Below are 18,426 nucleotides of genomic sequence, written 5' to 3' on the forward strand. Positions count from 1 at the left end.
ATTTTCTCCTTTTTAATTAATATCCTTTTATTTTAATTTCTTATTTACTATTTTTTTTAATTAAATTAAGCTCGCTTCTATGTTTTGCTGCATCAAAAATTTTTATTTTTCTATTGTTTTCTTTAGCGAGCTTAATTATATTTTCCAAATCTTCCTTTTTAAAGTAAAGTCTTTTGCTTCTATCGCCTTTTGTAATGTAAATTCTGATGACGTCTTTATCCTTGGGCTCATTTTCATGAGTTAGGGCATAAATGTCTTCCCATAACCACATTTCATAAGACTTTGTAAAAACCATAGTGTAAAAGATTTCAAGACCCCTTTTGGTGAGGACTGTATATCTTTTTGACAAAAGAGTTAGAAAAAGTACGAAGGCTAAGAATAAACATATTCTATAGGTGGTTAATATTCCAATTAAAAGAAATATAAATGCCAAGCACCAAGCCATTATTGTCACATATTTTTTTCTTTCTACAAGTGGAAAGGCTTCAAAAATATTTCCGCCTAAATCTTTCCAGGGCTTTTCAAAATGCAAAATTAAATCCATCCTTTACTTCTAAAACTATAAACTAATTATTAAGCATTAACCTTAGGTGCTTTGCCTTCTGCTCTTAATTTTTCAAGTTGAGCAAGAGCAAATTTTCTAGCTTCTTCTGGAGCTTTGGCAGCTTTCTTCAAAGTAGTCTTGCCAAATAGATTTGTGTAGGATCCATCTGCCCAGAAGATATTTCTTCCCATAAATGCTGTGATTGCAGCATAAATTGGATTTAATAGGTTAACAAAGGCAAATGGGAAATATACAAATGGGCTCATGCCTAAAACGCCAGATTGATAAGCACCACAGGCTGTCCATGGAAACATACATGCCCAAAGTGTACCAGCATCTTCAAGAGTACGAGAAAGCATATTTCTTGCTAGTCCCATCTCATCATATTTAGTGTCATATAATGGAGCAGGAACTCCTATTCCTAAGAATTGGTCGCACATTGCCATGTCGCAGAAAATTGATGTGAACATTGTTGCTAAAACTAAAGTTCCAACAGAGTGAATCTTATGTTTTAATCCGCCAAAAATTCTTTCAACGCTACCGCATTTTTCAAGTGCACCACCAAAGGATACAGCTAGTAGAATTAAGTTTACTGTCCACATTTGATGGTCCATACCACCTTTCGCAAGAGCAGCATCTACAAATTCATTTCCTGTTTCAATTGTTGGGCCATAGTGAAGAATTGCAAATAATTCGGCAATATTGTGTCCACCTTGGAAAATTATTGCGAAAATTGCACCTGTGATAACTGAAATGATAACTCCAGGAAGTCCTGGAACTCTTAAAATACATACAACTACAATTACAACAATTGGTAAAAGTACAAGAGGATTAAGGTTAAAGTTTGCCGCAAGTGCATCTTCAATACCTTGAGCAATTGTGGGGTCATAGTTTACAACATTTACTCTTGAACCTAAAATTGCATAAATAACTAGGGCAATTAAAAATACTGGGCCTGTTGTAGAAACCATTGCAGTAACGTGGTCAAAAAGACCTGTTCCTGAAACTCCAGCTGCTAAATTTGTTGTATCAGAAAGTGGTGAGAATTTATCTCCAACGTATGCTCCAGAAATAACCATGCCTGCTGTTAGGGCTGGGTTAATTCCAAGGCCAACACCAATTGTCATAAAAGCAATACCAATTGTTCCTGTTGCTGTCCATGATGAACCGCAAGCAAGTGATACAATAGCGATTAATATACATCCAACAGGTAAAAATAATTGTGGACTTAATAATTTTAATCCATAATAAATTACTGCTGGAATAGTTCCTGAAATCATGAAAGATGATATTAAAATACCAACTGTTAAAAGAATTAAAATTGCTTCAAGTGTCGCATTTAGTCTTTCAACCATACCAGCTAACATGTCAGAAAAAGTGTGTCCACACATTGCCCCTACTATACAAGCTACTACAATAGCTACAACAAGTGGCATGTGAGCTCCATCGTAAATATTAACCTTTTCTCCATCAACTATTTCATAAGCGAAGTTAAATACATAGAGCATTAAACCAACCATAGTGATAATTGGCAGTAGTGCTTCAAAAATATTTGGTAGCCTTACTGTCTTTTGCTTATTGTTTTCCATAAATAAGCCTCCCTTAAAATATTTACGTTAATTTTTAGGATAACGCATACTCCTTATGTTTATCCCTCCCTTATAAATTTTCATTTATAAATTTAAGTTATGGATAAACTTTCTGATAAAATTAACATATTAAGATAATAACATGGCTGTAAGTAAAAATATTTAGAAATATGCCTTAATTTTACAAGTCCATTATTTCACACAGGATTTATAAAGTCAATATGAAAATGATTTTTTTTATTTTAAAAATGTGTAAATTTCAATATTTTATCTGGTAGTCATGATAGCTTATTAATATGAAAACTTAGTTCTATATTTTATTAATTTGAATTTTTGGAAAAAATTATAAAAAATTTGACAAATAAAAAATACCGGATAAAATTTCCGGTATTAAAAATATAATTTTAAATTAATATATTGGTAAATAGCTATACAAGCTGTCTATCTTTTACTACTAATTTTCCCTTATGGTAAACTTCTTTTGTTAAATTTGTTGCAAAGAAATATAAAAGATAGTCTAAATTTTTACCATCAAATATTGTAATATTGGCATCTTTTCCTTCATCAAAAGAACCCATTGTCTTTGCCCTGTCAACTGAATAAGCAGCATTAATTGTAACTGCATTAAAAACTTCAATTGGAGTAAGTTTCATAGCAAGGCATCCTAACTGCATAATAAATTGTAAATTTGCTGTTGGGCAAGAACCAGGATTTGAATCTGTGCAAAGAGTTATAGCCATTCCTGCATCTAACATTTTCCTTGCAGGTGCGTAGGTATCTTTCATTAGTGAAAAAGTTGTTCCTGGGAGTAAATTTCCTATAACATTATTTTCTGCCAATAGTTTAATTTCCTTATCGTCAACAACCATTAAATGCTCAGCTGAAGTTGTTTTAAGGTCAGCCGCAACATTAACTCCTCCTATATTTTCAATTTCGTCTGAATGAACACGAAGTTTAAAGCCATTTTCCCTAGCCGCCGTTAAAATTCTTTCAGTTTGTTCTGCAGTGAAAACGTCTTTTTCACAAAATACGTCACAAAATTCTGCAAGGTCTTTTTCCTTAATTGTTGGCATCATATTTATGACTATATCAACATATTCGTCAGGATTTTTCTTATATTTTTCTGCTATGACGTGGGCAGCCATAAAAGTAGGAACAAGATCAATAGGAAGATTTTCATTTAATTTTTTTATAACTTCAAGTTCTTTAACCTCAGTTTCTAGATCAATACCATAACCTGATTTGGCTTCAACACAAGTTACTCCATGGACCATAAATTGTTCAACGAGTTTTCTAGTCTTTTCATAAAGTTCGTCAAAAGGTAATTCTTTTGTAGCCTTTAGGGTGGAAAGAATTCCTCCGCCTGCTGCCAAAATTTCAAGATATTCCATGCCATTAAGTTTCATGGCAAATTCGTTTTCTCTTGAACCCCCATAAACAAGATGTGTATGTGCATCAATAAGTCCTGGAGTTGCAACGCATCCCTTAAGATCAATCATTTCTGTATTGTTATCTTTAAAATCCTTATATCCTTCCCCTTCCTCAACTTTTAAAATTTTTCCGTCTGCAATTGCAATGTAGGCGTTTTTTAAAATTGTGGCTTCGTTCATTTCCTTGCCCTTTAGGGGTCTTCCTAAGTCATTAGGTGAAAATACTTCTTCCAGATTATATAAAATTTTATCAGCTTTCATAATTAACCTCCTTTTAATTTTAAAAATAAAAGCAAATTCTATTTCTTTTACTATTATATAAAATCCAAAAAAATATTACCATAAGATTGAATTTTTATTTAATAAATAAAAAAATATTTTCTAAAGCTATTATAAATCTTTTTCCTAAAATTTAAAAACTATAAATCATTTATAATTTTTAAGTTTACAATTTTTTTTAAGTGGACTATAATTTAAATTAAAAGGAGGTTGATTAGCTTTGATAGATAATCAAATTTTGCAAAATGCAATGAAAGTAAGGCTTGATGTTCTTCCTGAAAAGAAGAGTTTTGAGTCAGGTATTAGGCGTGCACCTGACAGGGGATTTAGACTTACTAAGGACCAAACAAAAATCGCTCTTAGAAATGCTCTAAGATATATTCCTGAAGAATACCATGAAGAACTTATTCCTGAATTCTTAGATGAATTAAAAACTCGTGGGAGAATTTATGGATACAGATTTAGACCGGAAGGCAGAATCTTCGGAAAACCTATTGATGAATACAAAGGAAATTGCCTGGAAGGAAAAGCATTTCAAGTTATGATTGATAATAATCTTGACTTTGAAGTTGCTCTTTATCCTTATGAATTAGTAACATACGGTGAAACAGGTTCTGTTTGCCATGACTGGATGCAATATAATTTAATTAAAAAATACTTAGAAATAATGCACGATGATGAAACTTTGGTTATGGAATCAGGACACCCTCTTGGACTTTTTAAGTCAAGAAAAAATGCTCCTAGAGTAATTATTACAAATGGTTTAATGGTTGGTCTTTATGACAATCTTGATGACTGGGAAATTGCTGAAGAAATGGGTGTTGCTAACTACGGTCAAATGACTGCTGGCGGATGGATGTATATTGGACCTCAAGGGATTGTTCACGGAACTTACAATACAATTTTAAATGCCGGAAGATTAAAACTTGGTCTTGGCGAAAAAGATAACCTTAAAGGAAAATTATTTGTTTCTTCAGGACTTGGTGGAATGAGTGGGGCTCAAGGAAAGGCTGGAGATATTGCCGGTGCAGTTTCAATTATTGCTGAAGTTGATATTTCAAGAATTGAAACAAGACTTGAACAAGGCTGGATTATGAAACTTGCTGAAAGCCCAGAAGAAGCTGTTTCCCTTGCTAAAAAGGCTTTAGAAGAAAAATCTACCCTATCTATAGCCTACCACGGAAATATCGTTGATCTTCTTGAATACATGGATAAAAATAATATTCATATAGATTTACTTTCTGACCAAACTTCTTGCCATAATGTTTATAATGGTGGATACTGCCCAGTTGGCATTAGCTTTGATGAAAGAACAAAACTTCTTGCTGAAGATATTTCTAAATTCAGAGGCTTGGTTGATGAAACTCTTCATAGACACTATGAAGTAATTAAGAATTTAGTTGCTAAGGGAACTTATTTCTTTGACTATGGTAACTCATTTTTAAAGGCAATTTATGACTCAGGGGTTAAAGAAATTTCTAAAAATGGTCATGATGACAAAGACGGATTTATTTGGCCTTCATATGTAGAAGATATTATGGGACCACTTTTATTTGACTATGGATATGGACCTTTTAGATGGGTTTGCCTATCTGGAAAACATGAGGATTTAATTGCCACTGACCATGCAGCTATGGAATGTATAGATCCAAATAGAAGATATCAAGATCATGATAATTATAACTGGATTAGAGATGCAGAAAAGAATAAACTTGTTGTTGGAACACAAGCAAGAATTCTTTATCAAGACTGCAAGGGCAGAGTTGCAATCGCTCATAAATTTAATGAACTTGTTAGAGAAGGAAAAATCGGTCCTGTAATGATGGGTCGTGATCATCATGACGTTTCAGGAACTGACTCTCCATTTAGAGAAACTTCAAATATTAAAGATGGTTCAAATGTTATGGCTGACATGGCAACTCAATGCTTTGCCGGCAACTGTGCAAGAGGTATGAGTCTTGTTGCCCTTCATAACGGCGGCGGAGTTGGTATTGGTAAATCTATTAATGGTGGATTTGGTCTTGTACTTGATGGATCTGAAAGAGTTGATGAAATTATTGACCTATCTTTAACTTGGGACGTAATGAGTGGCGTTGCTAGACGTAACTGGGCTAGAAATGAACACGCTATGGAGGTTTCATTGGAATTTAATAAGGAAGGCACAAGCGGAGCAATTACTCTTCCTTATCTTGTTAATGATGAATTAATTGAAAATGCAGTTAAGGATATGAAATAAGTATATATATTAATTAAGGCTTTCTCAAAAAATGAGAAAGCCTTCTTTTTTATATTTTTATCCACTTTAAATCCTTTTTATATTTATAACTTATTTGAGATGCAATAATATTAAAAATGAAAATACCTATTATGGGTAGCAAAAATAAAATAAATTCTTTGTCGTCTTTAGAGCCGACTCCCTTGCCTACATAATAAAGGAAAAAGTTAAGGCTAAAGGCTATAAATGTAAAAATATAAAGATATATATTTTTATAGAGGAAAAATACAGCAAGCATTAAAAGTAACTGAAAATAAATCCCAAATATAAAGGACCCCATAGGTACAAAATTATAAATAGGATTTATGGGATATAGATAGAATTTTGGCATAATTGGAAGGATTGGAAAAAATAAAATTTCTAATAATATTAGCATGAAAAATATAGTTTTATAATTTTTAGAATTCTGAAAATTTTTAAAAAATCTTTTCATATTTATCTCCTTTAGTTTATTTTATATAAAATTTTTACTTTTTCAATTCAAAAGTCTTTTTTTTATAATTTTTTTGCTATATACTTTTATAGGGAGAGGAAACTATGAAATACTTAAACGTACGCCAAGGAAAATTTATAAGAAGACTGAACAGGTTTATAGCTGAAGTTTCCATAAATGGAGAAATAAACTTAGCCTATGTGCCAAATACTGGTAGGTGTAAGGAAATTTTTTCTAATGGAGCGAACTGTTATCTTTCTGAAAATTTTTCTGACCAAAGAAAAACAAAATTTACCTTAATTGCTCTTGAAAAAAATCAAATGCTTATAAATATTGACTCTCAGGCACCAAATGCTGCCGTTGAAGAAGCTATAAAATCTGGGAAAATAGATTTCGATTTTGAAGTTACAAATTATATAAGAGAATTTACCTATGATAAAAGCAGATTTGATTTTTACCTTGAAGGGGAAAATAAAAAGGCATTTTTAGAAGTTAAGGGAGTTACCCTTGAAAATTATGGAATTGCATCCTTTCCAGATGCACCAACTTTAAGAGGTTCTAAACACTTAAAAGAGCTAATTAAGGCAAAAAAAGAAGGCTATGAAGCCTATATTTTATTTTTAATTCAAATGCATGGTCCCCATGAATTTTATCCAAATTATAAGACTGACAAGGCTTTTGCCAACTATTTAAAGGAAGCTGACCTTGCAGGAGTGAACATTCTTGCCTATGATTCTATTGTTAAGGAAGATGAAATTATTTTAGACCATAAAATCGACTATAATCTCCACGAAATAATTTTAAAGCCAGCAAGGATGGAAGATAAAAAATCCGTTTTAAAAATCTATGATGACGGTTCAAAGTCTTTAAAGGCAATGGGCGTTGACCAATGGCAAGGAATTCAAAAACCAAATCTTGATAATATGAAAGAACTTGTTGATTCTAAAGAGCTTTATGTTTTAGACGACAATGGAATTGTTGCAACTGCAATTTTATCTAACTTTGAAAAAAATTATAATAGAATTGATGGAGCGTGGAAATATGAAGGAGAATATATAGTAATTCATAGGTTTGCAGTATCTGGCTCCTTTAGAAATAAGGGCTATGCAAGAAAGCTCCTTTATGAAATTGAAAATTATGCACTAAATCAAGGCATCCATATTTTAAGAATTGATACCCACAAAGATAATTATAAGATGCAAAATCTTTTAAAATCCTGCAATTTTGAATATGCAGGCATAACTTATATATATGGGAATGTTCCAAGACAGTCCTTTGAAAAACCTTTAAAATAATTAAAGGTTTTTTTACATACTTTCAAGGTCAGATAAAAATCTTGAAATTTCTACTTCTTCCCCATTCATATATTTGGGATAGAGGAAAAATAGATTTTTCTTGGCCCTGGTCATGCCAACATAAAAAAGTCTTCTTTCCTCTTCAAAAGCATATAATTTTTCCCTAATATTATCTATAGCTGACTTAGTAGGCAAGTTTCCATCAATTAAATCAATTAAAAAAACATTGTCATATTCAAGACCTTTTGACGAATGAATTGTCGAAAGTTCAAGATTTGCTCCTACGGACTTTGGTTTTTGCAATAGGTATTCAAGGTGCTTTAATCTCCCTAAAAAATCATCAAGACTTGGGGCATTTTTGCCAATAAATTTTATATAAAAAAGATATTCCATTAGGACCTTATAAGATTCGCCTAGCCTTTTAGAATTTTCCTTTAAATAATTTAAATATCCCATTTCATCTTCAATAAAGCCTATTGCTTCAGATAAATTTAGCCTTTTTAATTTTTTAAAATCCCTATTTAGCTTACCAATTTTTTCTAAATAATAATCTGGTAGGCCTGGAAATTTAAAAAGACAATCAAAAATATTTGATCCTCCCCTGGATTTCATATATGCAATATGTCTTTTTGAAATATAGCCTTCAAGTTTATAGTAAAATCTTTGGTAAAGGTCTATATTTGATAAATCTTCTGCAAATTTTAAGATGTCTATAATATCTCTTACAATAAAATGAGAGAAAAATTTATTTTTTTGGTCCTTTATATTAAAAAATATATTTTTTCTTTCCAAAAATTCTACAAGACCAATGGCAGAAAGATTATTTCTATAGAGAATGGCACTTTCCCCCTCTAACTTTTGTAACTGCTTGAAAATAAAATCATATTCATCAGCAGGGCTTTTAACCTTGGCTATTGTTGCAGGACTTGCCCAAGCATTTTCTGTAAAGACAGTTTTTTTAAATCTATTTTCATTTTGACCAATAAAAGAATTTGAAATATTAACTATATTTTTTGAAGACCTGAAATTTTCTTCCATATAATAGGTCTTAAGGTCACTATAGGTTTTTTTAAGGTTAAAAAGCTCTCTTGGGCTTGCTCCCCTAAAAGCATAGATACTTTGATCGTCATCAGCAACTATAAAAAAATTATTCAAAGGCTTTGCCAGTATTTTTAATATTAAAAACTGAACATAAGACGTGTCTTGACCCTCATCTAATAAAATAAATTCAAAAAAACTCCTATATTTCGTCCTAATATAGCTATCGTCTCTTAAAATTTTGTAGCTAATAGTAAGCATGTCGTCAAAGTCTATAAGATGTTTCTTGACCTTATAATCTTCATATGCCTTATAAATTTTTGAGAAATTTAAAGTTTGACACTCTTCCCTTGCCTCAAAGGATTCGGCATTTAGGAGAGTATTTTTGCAAAAAGAAATTTCATTCATAGTATTTTCCAATAGCTCATCTGATGGATAGGACTTATTTATGGAAATATAAATATCCTTTAAAAGCCTAATCTTATCTCCCCTATTTTTTTCAAGAAGGTCATATTTTTTGCCCTTAATCCTTCCAAAGTCAAGTAAAATTCTGTAGCATAAAGCATGAATTGTCAAAAAATTCACTCCCTTTGCCCTTGAAAGTTTTTCAAATCTTCTTGCCATATCTAGGCTTGCAGCCTTAGAAAAAGTTATAGTCAAAATTTTTCTGGGGTCAACTCCATTTATTATTAAATTTATTATCCTATATAAAATAACTGTTGTCTTGCCAGCTCCAGGAACAGCCAGCACAAGAGCCGGCCCTTTAAAATGTTTAGTAGCCTTAATCTGATTTTCTGTTAATTTCAAATTTTTTCACCTAAATATTATTTTAAGCCATCTTAATTATTTTTTAAATCTATTTTTTTCCCCTAAAGTGTATTATAATTAAAGTAATGGGAGTGATAATATGTTAATGACAAATTTTTTGCAAGAAAGGAAATCAGTTAGAGATTTTAAAAACAATGCTCTATCTAAGGACTTACTTTATAAAATTAAAGACTATATGGCAAATGTAAACGACCTAGAAAATAGTGCTAAATTTTATCTTTATGAAAACGGTGGCATAATTTCTAAGGCTCTTCAAGGTAAAGCCGGTTACAGCGGAGTAATGATTGAAGCTCCTCACTACATAGGTCTTGAAATGGATAAGTCTGATTATGTAAATATTTTGAAATCTGGCTATCTTTTGGAAAAATTAAATACAGAAATAGTTAAACTTGACTTAGGAACTTGCTGGATTACTCTTTCAAAAGTCGATAATGAAACAAAAAAATCTGTTTTGGGTGAGTCTGGCAATAATATTGACTATTTAATTGCCCTAGGCTATCCAAAAAAGAAAAAATTATTTGAACCGGAAGTGACACAAGAAAGATACACTCTAGATCAGCTTGTCTTTAAAGATGATATAGACTCTCCAATTTCAGGACAATTTCTGGAACAAAGAGGTCTCTTTAATATTTTTTCATCGATACGATATGCACCAAGCCATAAAAATTTTCAGCCCTGGAGATTTGTCATAAAGGATGAAAAGGTCTATGCCTATATGAAAAAATCACCTGAAGATAAACTTTCTTTAGTTGATATGGGAGTAATTTTATTTTATTTTGAGGAAATGGCGAAAACAATTGGAATTACTAATAAATGGAATATAGAAATTACTGACGAAGAAAACTATTTGAATTTGGGATACTTTGCTCTTTAATTAAATAAAAACTTTAAATTATTAAGATATGAAGAATTATAAAGGCTCTATAATATCTGTTGGGGAGTAAATCTCTAACAGATATTATTATGAAAAAAATTTGCACTTATACGCATTTAATCCTAAACTTAAAATAACAACAAACAAAGCTAGGAGGTGCATATAAGTGCAAAATAATAATAACATTAATTTGTTAGGTTTTAAAGATGTAGTTTTTGATAGCTTTGACGAGGATAATGACTTTGTTTATGTTCATGCGTCTGTTAAAAAGATGAATGCTTGTCCTCACTGTGGTTCTAAAAAGATTTGGGTTCATGATCATAGAATTCAAAAGATTAAGGATACTCACATTCGTGGAAAGAAATGTCTTATTCATTTAAAGAAAACAAGGTATGATTGCAAGTCTTGTGGCTGTCGTTTTGAAAGAGAACTTAATTTTATTGCTAAGGGTCATACTATGACTAATAGACTTGTTTTTGCTATTGTTGCTGAGTTTGATGAGCTCTACTCTATCTCATCTATTGCTAAAAGGTATAATGTTTCTACTAACACTGTTTTTAGAATTTTAAATTGTTTAAGTGTTTCGAGAGATAAGCTTTCTGAAGTCCTTTGTATAGATGAATTTAAAGGGGATAGTGGAAATATTAAGTACCAAACATCACTTCTAAATGGAGCTAAACACTCTATCATTAATATTTTACCTACTAGAGATATGAATTTTTTGTTTAGCTACTTTAAAAAAGTTCCTAACAAGGAGAGACAAGCTGTTAAGTTTTTTGTAAGTGATATGTCTAATACCTTTAAGTCTGTTAAGAATAGGTTCTTTAAGAATTCTATCCATATTGTTGACAGGTATCATTTCATTAGGCAAGTTTCATGGGCTTTGGAGAATGTTAGAAAGAGGATTCAAAAGGATATATCTTCTAAGCTTAGGAAGTATTTTAAGAGAAGTAGGAGTCTACTTACAAAACCTGCTTCTAAGCTAACAACTGATCAAGCTGAAGATGTTTCTCTAATGCTTAATATTAGTGAAGATTTAAAATTAGCATATAGGTTAAAGGAGTTATTCTACCAATATGTTCTTACCCAACCCAATAGAGTTAGGGCAGCTAAATCTCTAAGAGAATGGATAAAAAGAGCTGAAGAATCTAATTTAAAAGAATTTAAAGCTTGTATCACTGCTTTTAATAACTGGTTTGATGAGATATGTAACTCTTTTGATTATCCTTGGTCTAATGGTCCTCTTGAAGGCACACATACTAAGATAAAGACTTTAAAGAGAAATTGTTTTGGTATGAAAAATTTTAATTTATTTAGAAAAAGAATTATGTTTGCTTGTAAGTAGTGACAAAAAACAGGAAAAATTTTGCAAAACCCCTAGGGGTTTTATTTGCTATGTTTATTTTTAGTAGTTTTTATTTATTTTAGTTTTGATATTCTATTAGCGTCTATGTATTGATTTTTACATAAAGAAAGAGACTCGAGTTAACGAGTCTCCCCAATATTTGACATAGAGCCATTATAAAAACCTCTTTACCAGACAGCTAGTAAAGAGGGATTTTTTTACTTTTTATCGTCCTTTTTATATTTAATATAATCTTCTATTATTAATGGTATCTGCATTAAAGTTAAAAATAGAAAGTTAAAACCATATTTTATACCATCATATGATGAACTGCTAGGATCAAAAAAACTCATAACAATCCTATTCATAATAAAGTAAAGACTAAGACATACAATAGATATAAGCCATCCATGTACAACTATGTAGTCACATGTGAAAAAGAAAAACAAAATAAGTATTAAACACATTATAATATTAAATACTTTATTATTATATAAATTTGGATTATAAATAAAAAGGAAACTCAAAGCTATTCCTATAGGTATACTAGATGCTCTTATATAAGCATCTTTTGCATATTTCTTCTTATCATCTGCTTTCATTTTTTTCATTAATACCAATAGTTGTTAGAATAAGTACGATCATTATGAGAAATCTCAAGACTCATCCCCACATCTACTACTCTTTCATCTCCTGTCAATCTATCATGCTTAATCCTTTTACAGGTTGATTTTTTTATATAATAAGTTCCTGCTGAATCATAGGGCCCATGATAAAATTTTAAAATACACATTAATACAAAGCCAGCTTTAGAAGAATAGATTCCCATACTTCCTGAAATAAAATCTTTAACATTAGCCTCATAAGTTCTTTCATCTTTAGCTTCTTCTTCACTTATGTGCATAGTATAATTATCTTCATTTTCATATCTAATGGAATCACATTCTTTCTCTTATACTATAACGATTTTTTATATTAAATAATTATAAAAAATATCTTTATTATATGTGTAATTTTTTTAAAATTATTTAAATGAGTTAGTAAATCAATAAAAATGCTCTCAATTCATAAAAGATAAGAGCATTTTTCTGTTAATTTTCTTTTTATATTACTTCAGTTCCTGATTTATTGTCATTTGCTACTTGTGCTTCTTTTTCTGCTTTTTCAGCAGCAAGTTTTGCCCTTTTTTCTTCAGCTTCCTTCTTTTTCTTTTCAGCTGCTCTTTCTTTCATCTTTGCAACTCTTTCCTTATATTCACAATCAATTGCTCCTGTTGGGCAAACTGAAACGCACATACCACAGTTTATACATTTGTCATAGTCAATTCTTGCCAAATTATCTATAACATGAATTGCATCTTTAGGACAATTCTTTTCGCACATCTTGCAGGCAATACAGCCTATAGTGCAGTTATTTCTAACAACTTTTCCAACATCCATAGACATACATTTAACAACTGTCTTAGATTTGTAGGGTCTTAATTTAATTATTTGTTTTGGACAAATATCAATACATTTTTTGCAGGCAACGCATTTTTCCTTGTCAACTTTTGCAACTCCATCAACCATATGTATGGCATCAAATTCGCATACACTAACGCATGTTCCCCCACCGCAGCATCCAAATTGGCAAGCCTTTTGTCCCTTTTGAAAATCAGAGATAAGTCGGCAATCTACAAGATCATGGTAGTCATATTTATTTTTTGCCTTGCCACATGTTCCTTGACATAAAACTACTGCAACATTTCTTTCAACATTTTCTGCATTAAAACCCATAATTTCTGCAACTTTTTCGGCAGTTTCTGAACCACCAATTACACATCCGTTTACAGGTGCACTGCCTGTGCAAATAGCATCTGCCATCCCGTCGCAGCCAGGAAATCCACAAGCACCACAGTTTGCACCAGGAAGTGCATTTCTAACTGCTATAACTTTTGGATCTGTCTTTACATAAAATATTTTTGAGGCAACTGATAAGATAACTCCAAAAAGTGTTCCTGTTATTCCTAAAAATAAGACTGGAAATAAAATTGATTTAATATCCATAATTCCCTCCTATACCAATCCACCAAAGCCTGAAAAGGCAAGAGCCATAAGTCCTGCACTTATTAAGGCAATAGGAACTCCTTGCAAGGGCTTTGGAACGCTACCAATTGCAAGTTTTTCTCTTAATGATGACATCAGAAGTAATGCTAAGGTAAAACCTACTGATGCACCAAAACCAGAAAATACTGTTTCTATTAAATTGTATTCTTTTTGAATATTTAAAACTGCAACACCAAGCACAACACAGTTTGTTGTAATTAGTGGAAGATAAACTCCCATTGCCGTATAAAGTGCTGGTGATGCCTTTTTAATAAACATTTCTACAAATTGCACAAGAGATGCAATTACTAAAATAAAGGCTATGGTTTGCAAATAAGCAATGCCAAGTGGATTCAAAATAAAATTTTGAATAAGCCAAGTTAAAGCAGAAGCAATAACTACAACGAAAGTAACGGCAAGTCCCATGCCCATTGCAGTTTCTGTTTTAGAAGAAACTCCAAGGAAAGGACAAATTCCTAAGAACTGTGCAAATATATAATTATTTACAAGTATTGTTGAAACTAAAATTATAAATATACTTTTTAACATTAGCTAGCCCTCCTACTCATTACTGATCTAAAACCTGCAATTACAAATCCAAGAAGGATGAAAGCTCCCGCAGGTGCTCCAAAAATTCCAATTCCCGGATATAAATTTTCAGGTATTAACTGGATATTTAAAAGGGATCCATAGCCAAAAAATTCACGAATAAGACCCATTATACATACGGCCATCGTATAGCCAACACCAGTTCCTAAACCATCAATTATTGAAGGTATAACTTTATTTTTATAGGCAAATCCTTCTGCTTCACCAAGAATACAGCAGTTTACAACGATTAATGGTAAAAATATACCAAGTGCCCTATAAATTGGAGGCACATATGCTTGAAGAATCATTTGTACCAAAGTTACGAAAGAAGCAATAACGACTATAAAACATGGAATTCTTATCTTGTCAGGAATTACTTTTCTAAGGATCGACACTACTGCATTTGACATTATAAGTACGAATGTTACAGCTATTCCCATGGCTATAGAATTTGTTAAGTTATTTGTTATAGCTAGGGTTGAACACAAACCTATTAGCTGAATAAAAATAGGATTGTTTTTAAACATTGCGTTAGTAAAAACTTTAGATAATTTCATCTTAACCTCCTATTTCTCATTCTTTAAAATTTCATTATAAACTTCAACAACAACATTATCTGCCTCTAAAGCAGCCTTAGATGTTACTGTTGCACCTGTCAGCCAAGGAACTTGGTTTTCTTCTGTAGGATTTACAGCAAGTTCTAATGGTCCTGCCACTGATTTTCCTTCATAAAGAGGAAAATATTCTTCAGATGTTATTCTGGAACCAAAGCCTTGAGTTTCTTGGTTTGAAATATTTCTAAAACCAACAATTTTATCTCCATCAAGCAAAATTCCTATGGCATTAATCATATCTCCACCAAAGCCTGATGCCTTAACATTAACTCCATATCCTACAATTTTTCCGCCCTTTTGAGCAACGAAAATTTTATCTACATTTTTATATTTTTCTCTAATTGACTGAAGCTTAGCTTCGTCACATTCTTGAAAACTATCTGCAGTTTCTCCAAAAATAGATTCATAAGATTCTAGTGCTTTTTCTAGTTCAGCTTGAGCAATAATTGGAGCTGTAAATCCATTTACTATTGAAAGCAAGCCAGCAGAAATTGCACAGAAAATTAAAAGTATTAATCCGAATTTTACGGGTTCTTTCATTTTTTCGCCTCCCCATAAGCTGATGTTCTTGTAAACTTATCAATAACTGGAGTTAAAACATTCATTAGGCATATTGCATAGGAAACGCCTTCAGGAAGTGATGCCTTAACTCTTATTAAAGCAGTTAAAAATCCGCAGCCTATTGCAAAAATAATTCTTCCCTTTCTAGTAATAGGATTCGTTGCATAATCTGTAGCCATAAAGCAGGCTCCCAAAATTAAACCTCCTGCCAAAAGTTCATAGGGAACAATATTTGCAGGAATTCCTAAAATAAATAGGAATATAGCTGTTACTAAAACATAAATTACAGGAATTTCCCAAGAAATTACCTTTCTGATAACTAAGTACAAAAATCCTACTAATAAAAGTATTGATGATGTTTCTCCCAAAACTCCCCCAATATTTCCTATTGCCATATCAAAAAGTGAAGGCAATTTTTCGTAGGCAGCTTGACCAATTAATTTAAGTGGCGTTGCTGAAGTTATCATATCTGCACCCACAGTTGTTGTTATACCATTTTTTAACATTTCAGGACTAACATAGTCTGTCATCTTTGTTGTCCAAGAAGCCATTATAACAAGTCTAGCAGCAAGGGCTGGGTTCATAAAGTTAAAACCTATGCCGCCAAAACATTCTTTTACAATTAAGATTGCAAAAATATCTCCGAACATTACCATCCAAATGGGCATATTTGACGGTACATTAAAGGCAATTAAAATTCCTGTAACGACTGCTGAAAGATCGCCTATTTGAATATCCTTTTTCATTAGCTTTTGTGTTATATATTCAGTTGCCACGCAGGTTAAGGCTGAAATTAAAATTAAAATTAAGGCTCTTAATCCAAAAAAGTAAACTGAGCCGATTGCCGCAGGCACTAGTGCAATAATAACATCAAGCATTATTTTTCTTACAGTGTCATTTGATCTTATATGCGGAGCCAAAGATACAAAATATTCGGAACCGTCCACTTTTTTATTTATATTCTTTTCCATAAGTTCCTCCTATTTCTTGGCCCTTTGAGCCATTTTTATTTCACGTTTAGCAAGCTTTACAGACGCTGAAAGGTGTCTTTTCGCTGGGCACACAAAAGAACATATTCCACATTCCATGCATTGGTCTGCATGAAGATCGTTACATATGTCAAGTTTGCCACGAAGAATTGCCGCATTAATATCTGTCGGATTGATATTTGCCGGGCAGTGATCAACACATCTTGAGCATCTTATGCAGGGACTTTCATCTATTGGATTTATTTCCTTAGAAGTAAAAACTAAAATCCCTGATGTTGTCTTAGTGATTGGAGAATTTAAGTCAAATACAGACTTTCCTGTCATAGGTCCTCCACAAATAATTTCAATATAATCATCAACTAGGCCGCCACAGAATTTTAAAATTTCTCCAACTGGCGTTCCTATTTTAACTAATATATTTTTAGGATTTTTAATGCCTGAGCCTGAAACGGTGATGACTCTTTCATAAGAAGGTTTTCCTTCAATCATAGCTTCATAGAAGGCAAGAGTTGTTCCTACATTTGTTAAAAATACCCCGACATCATTTGTTACGCCATTTTGAGGAACAATCCTTCCACAAACAGCTTCTGAAAGTCTTTTTGAATCGCCTTGAGGGTATTTGGTTTGGCATCCAACAACTTTTAAATGTTTCCAATTTGGATGCTCTGAAATTACCTCTTCCATCTTTGCAATTGCATCTGGTTTATTTTCTTCTATTGCCATATAAGAAGATTCTCTATTATAGAAATAGGAAAAAATATCTAGACCTGTTAAAATTTCTTCTGTCTTTTCAAGCATAATCCTGTGGTCACAAGTCAAAAACGGTTCACATTCAGCTCCATTGATAATACATTCATCAAGGACTGGATCCACTCCTTTTAATTTAGCATGAAGTGGAAAACCAGCTCCACCCATGCCGACTACTCCCTTTTCTTTAATGAACGGCACCAGATCATCAATTGGATGATCTCTGTAATCTTTCATATTAGTGAAATCTGTTTTTTCGTTTAATCCGTCATTTTTTATGACAACGCAGTCACAGTACCTTGCATCTGCTGTGTACATTTTTTCAATACCAATGACCTCTCCTGATACACCGGTATGAACAGCAGCAGAAATATAAGCATCTGAGCTTCCCACAATTTGACCTACTTTAACTCTGTCACCCTTTTTTACCATTGGTATATTGGGTGCGCCTATGTGCTGTGACATAGGTATGTAAACAATTTCAGGATCCGGCATCCTTTCAATTGCAATTTTTTCAGTTAAAGTTTTGTGTTCGTCCATATGAACTCCACCGATTGAAAATGTGAGATTTCTTGAACTCATAAAACTTCACCCCTTATTATTACTAATAAATTATAGCTATTTAATAATAACCTTAGATTTATTATAACACTAATTTTTCACGATGTATATGTAAAATTTTATAAAATCCTCTTATAAACCTTGAAAATTAACAAGTTTTAAAAAATATAAAAGTTAGTATTCCCCTATTTTTAAATCATTTATAAACTTTAATAAATAATTTCTATTGATATTTTTAAAATAAATAGGTGAATTTTTTAAAAAAAATTTATTAATTTTATCCCTAAAATTTTCATAATATGAAAACATTGTCATATTATAGAATAAAATTTTAATTTATTTACAATTT

16 protein-coding genes are annotated in these 18,426 nt (G+C 31.8%); 4 read left to right on the top strand and 12 right to left on the bottom strand.

The window, feature by feature from the left end:
* Positions 1–40: 40 nt before the first annotated feature.
* The 3 genes from BQ4446_RS06830 to hutI form a co-directional block, all read right to left on the bottom strand.
* A complete protein-coding gene (locus BQ4446_RS06830) occupies positions 41–544 on the bottom strand; it encodes a hypothetical protein (protein ID WP_245149688.1) in 504 nt (167 codons plus the stop codon).
* 29 nt (positions 545–573) lie between these two features.
* Complete coding sequence (nhaC, locus tag BQ4446_RS06835) at positions 574–2,133, bottom strand: Na+/H+ antiporter NhaC (RefSeq protein ID WP_071027807.1); 1,560 nt, start codon at positions 2,131–2,133, stop codon at positions 574–576.
* 428 nt (positions 2,134–2,561) lie between these two features.
* Positions 2,562–3,824, bottom strand: a complete 1,263-nt coding sequence (gene hutI / locus BQ4446_RS06840; RefSeq protein ID WP_071027809.1) for an imidazolonepropionase — start codon at positions 3,822–3,824, stop codon at positions 2,562–2,564.
* A 241-nt stretch (positions 3,825–4,065) separates the two neighbouring features.
* On the opposite strand from hutI, the gene BQ4446_RS06845 reads away from it, so the two are divergent.
* Positions 4,066–6,078, top strand: a complete 2,013-nt coding sequence (locus tag BQ4446_RS06845) for a urocanate hydratase (RefSeq protein ID WP_418008179.1) — start codon at positions 4,066–4,068, stop codon at positions 6,076–6,078.
* Positions 6,079–6,127: 49 nt separating this feature from the next.
* Here the strand turns inward: BQ4446_RS06845 and BQ4446_RS06850 are convergent, their stop codons facing one another.
* Entirely contained in the window at positions 6,128–6,550 is a 423-nt protein-coding gene (locus tag BQ4446_RS06850; protein WP_071027811.1) for a hypothetical protein, read from the bottom strand.
* Positions 6,551–6,654: 104 nt separating this feature from the next.
* Between BQ4446_RS06850 and sfsA the strand changes: the two genes are divergently transcribed.
* Positions 6,655–7,845, top strand: coding sequence for a DNA/RNA nuclease SfsA (gene sfsA / locus BQ4446_RS06855; RefSeq protein WP_071027813.1), 1,191 nt, complete (start codon positions 6,655–6,657; stop codon positions 7,843–7,845).
* Between the two features lie 12 nt (positions 7,846–7,857).
* On the opposite strand, the gene BQ4446_RS06860 is transcribed toward sfsA, so the two are convergent.
* A complete protein-coding gene (locus BQ4446_RS06860) occupies positions 7,858–9,690 on the bottom strand; it encodes an ATP-dependent helicase (RefSeq protein ID WP_071027814.1) in 1,833 nt (610 codons plus the stop codon).
* A gap of 100 nt (positions 9,691–9,790) precedes the next feature.
* On the opposite strand from BQ4446_RS06860, the gene BQ4446_RS06865 reads away from it, so the two are divergent.
* Together BQ4446_RS06865 and BQ4446_RS06870 are read left to right on the top strand one after the other, a co-directional pair.
* Positions 9,791–10,585: a nitroreductase family protein gene (locus BQ4446_RS06865; RefSeq protein ID WP_071027816.1), complete on the top strand. Its 795-nt coding sequence runs from the start codon at positions 9,791–9,793 to the stop codon at positions 10,583–10,585.
* Positions 10,586–10,751: 166 nt separating this feature from the next.
* Complete coding sequence (locus tag BQ4446_RS06870; protein ID WP_071027818.1) at positions 10,752–11,930, top strand: ISL3 family transposase; 1,179 nt, start codon at positions 10,752–10,754, stop codon at positions 11,928–11,930.
* 610 nt (positions 11,931–12,540) lie between these two features.
* On the opposite strand, the gene BQ4446_RS06880 is transcribed toward BQ4446_RS06870, so the two are convergent.
* From BQ4446_RS06880 to rsxC, 7 genes are all read right to left on the bottom strand, one after another.
* The gene (locus BQ4446_RS06880) at positions 12,541–12,834 is read right to left on the bottom strand and encodes a hypothetical protein (RefSeq protein WP_071027822.1); all 294 of its coding nucleotides are present in this window, start codon (positions 12,832–12,834) and stop codon (positions 12,541–12,543) included.
* Between the two features lie 199 nt (positions 12,835–13,033).
* A complete protein-coding gene (locus BQ4446_RS06885) occupies positions 13,034–13,975 on the bottom strand; it encodes an RnfABCDGE type electron transport complex subunit B (protein ID WP_071027825.1) in 942 nt (313 codons plus the stop codon).
* A gap of 9 nt (positions 13,976–13,984) precedes the next feature.
* A complete protein-coding gene (rsxA, locus tag BQ4446_RS06890; protein ID WP_071027827.1) occupies positions 13,985–14,563 on the bottom strand; it encodes an electron transport complex subunit RsxA in 579 nt (192 codons plus the stop codon).
* Positions 14,563–15,162 (bottom strand): electron transport complex subunit RsxE, encoded by a 600-nt coding sequence (gene rsxE, locus BQ4446_RS06895; RefSeq protein WP_071027829.1) that lies wholly within the window; start codon positions 15,160–15,162, stop codon positions 14,563–14,565. The genes rsxA and rsxE overlap by 1 nt, the downstream gene beginning before the upstream one ends.
* Positions 15,163–15,171: 9 nt before the next feature.
* Positions 15,172–15,759 carry an RnfABCDGE type electron transport complex subunit G gene (locus tag BQ4446_RS06900; RefSeq protein WP_071027831.1) on the bottom strand — a complete coding sequence of 196 codons (588 nt, stop codon included), beginning with the start codon at positions 15,757–15,759 and terminating at the stop codon, positions 15,172–15,174.
* Positions 15,756–16,751: an RnfABCDGE type electron transport complex subunit D gene (locus BQ4446_RS06905; RefSeq protein WP_071027833.1), complete on the bottom strand. Its 996-nt coding sequence runs from the start codon at positions 16,749–16,751 to the stop codon at positions 15,756–15,758. The genes BQ4446_RS06900 and BQ4446_RS06905 overlap by 4 nt, the downstream gene beginning before the upstream one ends.
* Before the next feature lie 9 nt (positions 16,752–16,760).
* Positions 16,761–18,098, bottom strand: a complete 1,338-nt coding sequence (gene rsxC, locus BQ4446_RS06910; protein WP_071027835.1) for an electron transport complex subunit RsxC — start codon at positions 18,096–18,098, stop codon at positions 16,761–16,763.
* Positions 18,099–18,426: the final 328 nt, after the last annotated feature.

The organism is Peptoniphilus raoultii (assembly GCF_900099555.1).
Lineage (GTDB): Bacteria > Bacillota > Clostridia > Tissierellales > Peptoniphilaceae > Peptoniphilus_A > Peptoniphilus_A raoultii.

Bases quoted from the DNA above. Each gene is read 5' to 3' on its own strand.
- BQ4446_RS06830 (WP_245149688.1), bottom strand. From the start codon at position 544: ATGGATTTAATTTTGCATTTTGAAAAGCCCTGGAAAGATTTAGGCGGA.
- nhaC (WP_071027807.1), bottom strand. From the start codon at position 2,133: ATGGAAAACAATAAGCAAAAGACAGTAAGGCTACCAAATATTTTTGAA.
- hutI (WP_071027809.1), bottom strand. From the start codon at position 3,824: ATGAAAGCTGATAAAATTTTATATAATCTGGAAGAAGTATTTTCACCT.
- BQ4446_RS06850 (WP_071027811.1), bottom strand. From the start codon at position 6,550: ATGAAAAGATTTTTTAAAAATTTTCAGAATTCTAAAAATTATAAAACT.
- sfsA (WP_071027813.1), top strand. From the start codon at position 6,655: ATGAAATACTTAAACGTACGCCAAGGAAAATTTATAAGAAGACTGAAC.
- BQ4446_RS06865 (WP_071027816.1), top strand. From the start codon at position 9,791: ATGTTAATGACAAATTTTTTGCAAGAAAGGAAATCAGTTAGAGATTTT.
- BQ4446_RS06880 (WP_071027822.1), bottom strand. From the start codon at position 12,834: ATGCACATAAGTGAAGAAGAAGCTAAAGATGAAAGAACTTATGAGGCT.
- BQ4446_RS06885 (WP_071027825.1), bottom strand. From the start codon at position 13,975: ATGGATATTAAATCAATTTTATTTCCAGTCTTATTTTTAGGAATAACA.
- rsxA (WP_071027827.1), bottom strand. From the start codon at position 14,563: ATGTTAAAAAGTATATTTATAATTTTAGTTTCAACAATACTTGTAAAT.
- rsxE (WP_071027829.1), bottom strand. From the start codon at position 15,162: ATGAAATTATCTAAAGTTTTTACTAACGCAATGTTTAAAAACAATCCT.
- BQ4446_RS06900 (WP_071027831.1), bottom strand. From the start codon at position 15,759: ATGAAAGAACCCGTAAAATTCGGATTAATACTTTTAATTTTCTGTGCA.
- BQ4446_RS06905 (WP_071027833.1), bottom strand. From the start codon at position 16,751: ATGGAAAAGAATATAAATAAAAAAGTGGACGGTTCCGAATATTTTGTA.
- rsxC (WP_071027835.1), bottom strand. From the start codon at position 18,098: ATGAGTTCAAGAAATCTCACATTTTCAATCGGTGGAGTTCATATGGAC.